Origin of the sequence: Paenibacillus germinis (assembly GCF_013141785.1) — a bacterium.
GTDB classification, from domain to species: Bacteria; Bacillota; Bacilli; order Paenibacillales; family NBRC-103111; genus Paenibacillus_E; species Paenibacillus_E phytorum.
In genome coordinates, this window is record NZ_WHOC01000173.1 from 1 (window position 1) to 5,809 (window position 5,809).

The 5,809-nt window shown below is 45.0% G+C and carries 5 protein-coding genes and 1 pseudogene; 2 read left to right on the plus strand and 4 right to left on the minus strand.

The window, feature by feature from the left end; all coding sequences use genetic code 11:
- The first annotated feature begins 402 nt into the window (after positions 1-402).
- Positions 403-957, plus strand: a complete 555-nt coding sequence (locus GC102_RS33500) for a 2'-5' RNA ligase family protein (RefSeq protein ID WP_171693344.1) — start codon at positions 403-405, stop codon at positions 955-957.
- Positions 958-1,617: 660 nt separating this feature from the next.
- On the opposite strand, the gene map is transcribed toward GC102_RS33500, so the two are convergent.
- The 3 genes from map to GC102_RS33515 form a co-directional block, all read right to left on the minus strand.
- On the minus strand, positions 1,618-2,364 hold the full coding sequence (map, locus tag GC102_RS33505) for a type I methionyl aminopeptidase (RefSeq protein WP_057307305.1): 747 nt from the start codon (positions 2,362-2,364) through the stop codon (positions 1,618-1,620).
- A gap of 7 nt (positions 2,365-2,371) precedes the next feature.
- Positions 2,372-2,956: a TetR/AcrR family transcriptional regulator gene (locus GC102_RS33510; protein ID WP_171693345.1), complete on the minus strand. Its 585-nt coding sequence runs from the start codon at positions 2,954-2,956 to the stop codon at positions 2,372-2,374.
- Between the two features lie 529 nt (positions 2,957-3,485).
- Positions 3,486-4,796, minus strand: coding sequence for an amidohydrolase family protein (locus GC102_RS33515; protein ID WP_171643326.1), 1,311 nt, complete (start codon positions 4,794-4,796; stop codon positions 3,486-3,488).
- Between the two features lie 159 nt (positions 4,797-4,955).
- Between GC102_RS33515 and GC102_RS33520 the strand changes: the two genes are divergently transcribed.
- Positions 4,956-5,384, plus strand: a complete 429-nt coding sequence (locus tag GC102_RS33520) for a MarR family winged helix-turn-helix transcriptional regulator (RefSeq protein ID WP_171643327.1) — start codon at positions 4,956-4,958, stop codon at positions 5,382-5,384.
- Positions 5,385-5,698: 314 nt separating this feature from the next.
- Here the strand turns inward: GC102_RS33520 and GC102_RS39820 are convergent.
- A pseudogene (locus GC102_RS39820) lies at positions 5,699-5,809 on the minus strand (VOC family protein); the annotation flags it as partial.

Here is a 5,809-nt window from a genome sequence, read left to right on the forward strand (position 1 = left end):
TGGGGGAAACACCGATTATTGCGTTGTCTTTCGCAGAATTGTTAGACCAACTTTTTCAATATAAAGGGAAACGAATTTATTGGTTAGACGACAATTTTATTGCTTTAGGAGACGCATACGATAAACAGTGAAGATTATCCGAGCTATATTTCATTGCGCTAACGAGAGAACAATAGTAAAGGAGCTTGCTTCGTGGCAACTCCTTTTTTGTCCATTAAAGTAAAGGGTAGTTTAACACTAAAGCAGGATTTGGAAAATACTTGAGGAATACTTTCTAAAACATAAATGTTCGGAAAGTTGATGATCGAAATGAATAGGAATGCTCCGAGAAAAATGCATATTATTGGTTCGACTTAATGTAAATGGATGCAAGTGTTTAAAAGTATAAAGGGGTGTGTAAAAATGCATTTTTTCATAGGAATCGTTCCACCTGAAGATTACAAAGAACAAATTTCGGTATTTCGTAATAAATGGGCTAAGGCATTTCGAAATCGATGGGATGATAACGGCTTTAGGGATCCTGTGGAGCCCCATATTACTGTTAAAGCCCAAAGTGGACTTACGGAGGATATGAATTGGCTTGAAAAAGTAAGAGAAACTTGTTCTTCATTTCCAATCTTCCAGTTAACTTTGTCTGAACCAGCAACATTCGGAACAGCGGTTACATTCCTTAGCGTTGAATCGAAAGAGATATATAATCTACACAAGAACTTGGTAGATGCGGTTTCCCCACCGCCCGAACTTATTGATAGGTATATAGAGTTGGATCACTTCATTCCACATTTGACTTTGGGTCAAACAAGATGGGGCATGAATGAAGCAGAAATTATAGAAATGAAATTGGCTGCGAGAGAAGCATTATCTCCTTTTCCAAGCTTCGATGTAAAATTCGTGCGGGTATTTGATATCAAAAAAAACGCACCTTTTGAAGATATCAAACTTGCCAAGTTGTTCTAATTAGATCATTGAACTAACGGGTAACGTTAGTTGAATGAGATCTATATGTTTGTAAGAAGTACTTCAAAACTTAATTGTATTTTAGCTTAATTTTTCAACATAACCACTTCAGAACTTTATTTGTATTTTATATTTCACAAAAAAGCCAGCAAACCCTTGAATTTGCTGGCTTCTTGCACTTCAAAACTTTATTGTCTACCATCATTTTGAAATTAAATAGGCGTTCACTCTATTGGGTGAACGCCTATTTAGTTTTGTGTATAGAGGGAGGAGGAAATCCTTAGTCGTATCCGGGGCGGGGGAGATTAAACTAACGGGCAGGCTAACGGAATGGGACCGCAGTTGAAATAAAGGACAAAAAATTGCTCGATTAATGATACTCTGCGCCCGTGGTATCCTGCAGGAGAACAGTATTGCGTCATCTGACTGGGTTATTGTCCCAGTCACTCGGCGTTTCCGAATTTGTTGCGCGGTTCACCTGAGATGAATTGTTCGCACTGAATATGATCGCGTCCAAGCGAGCAGCCTCATCAGATCTATGGACACGCTGTCCCCGAACCTGCTTCGGCTTACATGATCACCTGTAACGAATAAAGAAAGATGCTATGCCGAATACGAAAAAAAGAAGTCGACCATTTCGTTGGTCGACCTCTAATTTTTCTATTGCGCGGTCAAAATTTGTGGACCTTCAGCCGTGATGGCGATCGTATGCTCGTATTGGGCGGCGAGCTTGTTGTCCATCGTCCGTGCGGTCCAGCCGTCCGGATCGATTGTCATGAAGTAAGTGCCTTCGGTGATCATGGGCTCAATCGTGAACACCATACCTTCCTTGATACGGAGGCCTTTTCCAGGCTTGCCGACATGCATATAAGTCGGCTCCTCGTGCAGGTCGCGGCCGATGCCATGGGCGAGAAGGTCGCGCACGACGCCGAAACTGTGTGATTCCGCATGCCGCTGAATCGCGCTCGTCACGTCGCCGAGTCGATTGCCGGGCTGCGCCTGCTCGATGCCCAGGTCAAGACATTCTTTCGTGACACGCATCAACTTCTCGGCCGTCGGCGAGATCTGACCGACCGCATAACTCCAGGCCGAATCGCCGAGCCAGCCATCGAGCTCAGCGACCGTGTCGATCGTCACGATATCGCCTTCCTCAAGTGGCTTATTGCTAGGGAAGCCATGTGCGATCACATCGTTGGCGGAGGCACAGGTCGCATATTGATATCCCTTATAGCCTTTCTGGTATGGCTTTGCGCCGTGCTTCAACATAATGTCCTCGAATATGCGCTCAATCTCGTTGGTGGTAATACCCGGTTTGATAAGCGGTGCGATTGTACGATGGCATTCAGCCACCACTTGGCATGCCTTGCGGATAGCCTCAATTTCATGCTTGCTTTTTAAAATGACCATGTTCGTATCAGGACTCCTTCGTAATAGCTTGCATAGCGAGTCGGGCGATTCGATCGACGTCCAGGTCGGAATTGCCCGCATAGTAGTGCAGCCCACAGCAACCGACCAGTACGGCAAGCATATGGTCGACGCTGTCGTCTTCGCACTTGGCGATCGATTGGAGTGGAATGTACAGCCGTTCTATAAATTTTCTTTTGGCGTGGTGTCGATCCCTTTCAGGCAAGCCTGCATAATGTTCCGCCGCCATTTTGTAGACGAGATATGCGCGGGCGTCCGACTGCCACAGCCGGAGCAGCGCTTTACAATACGTCAACAACTGCCAGTCATCCGGGGGTCTGCCGCTGATGTTCGCCCATTTTGCGATAACTTGCTCGCATCGCTCGAAGCCGCTTCCTAACACATCTTCTATTAATAAATGCCGGTTGGGGTAATAATGGTATACTGTGCCGTAACCAAGCCCTGCCTCGCGGGCGACGTCGCGAATATCAAAGCTGCCGCCCGTGCGAAAGTAGGAGCGCGCGGCGACGTCCAGGATCTGTTCTCTGCGCTGTATGCGTATGAGCTCATTTTGTTCTTTGGTACGGGGGCACATAGCGTGTTAACCTCCATATATAGACCTGCATATTTGTCGATATAAAAATAGTAACTCATGGGGTGGAGAAATGCAAAAGATTTGTTGGTGTTCGATAAAATGAAGTACTGAACAATAAAGAACTGTGATAATAAAGTTGTAGACTGGGCGCTGGCGTTAACCTAACGGGAAACTATAGTTCAATACAAATAAGGGCCGCCGTTAGGTGGTCCTTTGCTCATCTAACGGGTACGCGTTAAGCATTAAATTAACTAAAAACGAAAATCAGACCTACACCGTTTTAAGGTTGTAAGTCCGATTTTCCTTATATTAAAGGGGGTCTGTTTATATAATAACCATGATTTATTAATCGAAGATTAAAACTAAATAATGATTGTGTTAAAAACATGTTTGGTAAGAAATAGTGATTACTTCGTTAACGGGCAGTTTAATTACAAAGATGAACAGCAGGGCACTCCTCGAAGTAGAGTGCCCTGCCACAAAAGTGTTTTTGACTACATGCAACATATTATTACAATAGTAGAAATAATTAACTTAGTTTTTGCGCACCTTTGAACCATACGGCTTTAATGGATAGGGTATCCGAGATATTGGTTGTCGGATCGCCATTGACCAGTACAAGGTCAGCGCGCGCACCTTCAGCAATACGCCCACGATCATTAAGACCGAACCGACGGGCAGGTTTCGAGGTAGCCGACTGAAGCGCTTCTATCGGAGTGAACCCGGCCGTAACCAGCAATTGCAATTCATGATGTACGCTGGCTCCATGAGCAAGGCCGCCAAGATTCGGAACGGGAACGGGGGCGACATCCGTCCCGACCAGAATATCCACACCGGCACTGTGAAGATCCATCACATTTTTAAAGCTATTTTCCATTTTGCCTTGCGGGAAAGTATTGAAGCTAGAGTTCAAAATATCGATCCATTCCGGACTTAATTTGGAATGAACACGAGGGTCATTCGCCAATTCCGATGCTGGGTTCCCAAGAATGGATGAGTTCAACACCAAGCACGGTGTAACAAACGCGCCAGAATCGACGATGGATTGCACTAACTCCGACGTATACTCGGGCCTGTCGATAAACAGGTGGCCCAATCCGTCCACTCCAAGATCGATGGCGGTTTGCGAAGAATGAGCAGTCAAGACGTGGGCGATGACGACTTTATCGAACTTATGGGCTTCTTCCACAGCTACTTTTAGAATCTCGTCGCTTAAAACAGGCAGGCCAGGGGCACCCATGACTGTTCCTTCTTCAATCATGATTTTTATATAGTCGGCACCATTCTCCACCTGGGTATGCACATGTTTAATCGCTTCTTCCACCGTCGTTACTTGCGGCACTTCTTCGTGATCGTGGGCGTAAGCGGCTAGCATAGCTTCCCGGTCTTCCTTCGATAACTTCTCCAATTCCTTTAATACGAATTCTGGAATCTCATCCCCATCTGGCAGCAATTCATCCGGGTGACCACCCGGAGCGGTGACTGCCGTGCCTGCAGAACGGACATCGGCGACGTCATCCATATTTTTCAATTGGATCGCGCGTCCTCTTTCCGTAAAATCACCGTTCATTTCGAGTTCTGTCGTCACGCCGAAATTTAATGCATCTCGTAATCCACCGATGGAAGTGTGGACATGCGCATCAATCAAGCCGGGCAATAATGTTGCATCCTCAGCATTGATGATTGTTGCATTCGCCGGAATGTCGCCACCCACCGCAATAATGGTTTCCCCTTTGATGACAATACTCCTTGACTCGATCACTTTTTCACCATCGAAAATACGCGCATTCGTAATAGCCGTAACTTTTTCTACAGGAGAGCTTTGGACTGCATTCTTCATTTTGTTATTCCTCCTTGGAGTTGTTACTAAATCACTTCGGAGTATAACTGTTAGATGACTAACTGTCAATAAACTAATATTCATTTGACATGAAAGCTGGATCTCTGTATAGTTTATTTGCTTACAGTTAGCTTTCTAACAATATGGGGAGGTACGATCATGAAGCCTCGCAAGGATACGCCTTATCTGGATTTGTTTCAGATTATTGGCCTTAAGTTAAAGAAAAAAGCGGACGAGAGCATAAAAGAGTTAGGGTTAAACGCTCAACAAGGAAAAATAATTGGCCATATCTACGAGAACCAAGAAACTGAATTAATTCAGAGGGATCTTGCCGATCGGTTTCATCTGAGCGGGGCTAGCATTACAAGTATGCTTCAAGGTCTTGAGCAAAGAGGATTCATCGAGCGGAAAATCCCAGCCAATAATGAACGGCAAAAAAACATTTATGTTTTACCAAAGGCCGTTGAATTGATTGAAGACTTTAATGACTCCTTCCAAAAGGTGGAGGACGAAATCGTTCAAGTCCTTTCCGAAGAAGAGAAGCAAACCTTAAAGGAATTGTTGATCAAAATTAATGAACGCTTTTAATTGCGGTTGGAATCTACCGCGAAGGTCGCTTGGAGTTCCTTGTTTCATTAGGCTATGTAATACTGTCCAATAAGCGGAGAATAAAAGCTCAATAGTGACTACGACGATTGATTAAGCTCCCTCGGTGAACGATAGCACAATTACAAATAGGCTGCCAGCATCAGCGAGGGTCGCGAAATAGATCCATTTCTCAATAAATAATGAAGAACCTAGATAAAATGAAGAGACCATAGCTCGTTGCTATGGTCTCTTTCTATGAAGCGGTCAGTAAAATTACTAATTACGAAATTCCCCTCACTCACTTCAACTGTCCGTCAACGCCTACCGTTGAACCGTTTGATCGCTTCCTCGGTCACCGGCGCGAAGAGGTTAACCAGGTTACCGTCGGGATCGCGAAACAGCACAGCACGGTTCCCCCACGGCAT

Coding starts and splice junctions, on each gene's coding strand:
- GC102_RS33520 (WP_171643327.1), top strand. CDS start 4,956: ATGAAGCCTCGCAAGGATACGCCTTATCTGGATTTGTTTCAGATTATT.
- GC102_RS33515 (WP_171643326.1), bottom strand. CDS start 4,796: ATGAAGAATGCAGTCCAAAGCTCTCCTGTAGAAAAAGTTACGGCTATT.
- GC102_RS33500 (WP_171693344.1), top strand. CDS start 403: ATGCATTTTTTCATAGGAATCGTTCCACCTGAAGATTACAAAGAACAA.
- map (WP_057307305.1), bottom strand. CDS start 2,364: ATGGTCATTTTAAAAAGCAAGCATGAAATTGAGGCTATCCGCAAGGCA.
- GC102_RS33510 (WP_171693345.1), bottom strand. CDS start 2,956: ATGTGCCCCCGTACCAAAGAACAAAATGAGCTCATACGCATACAGCGC.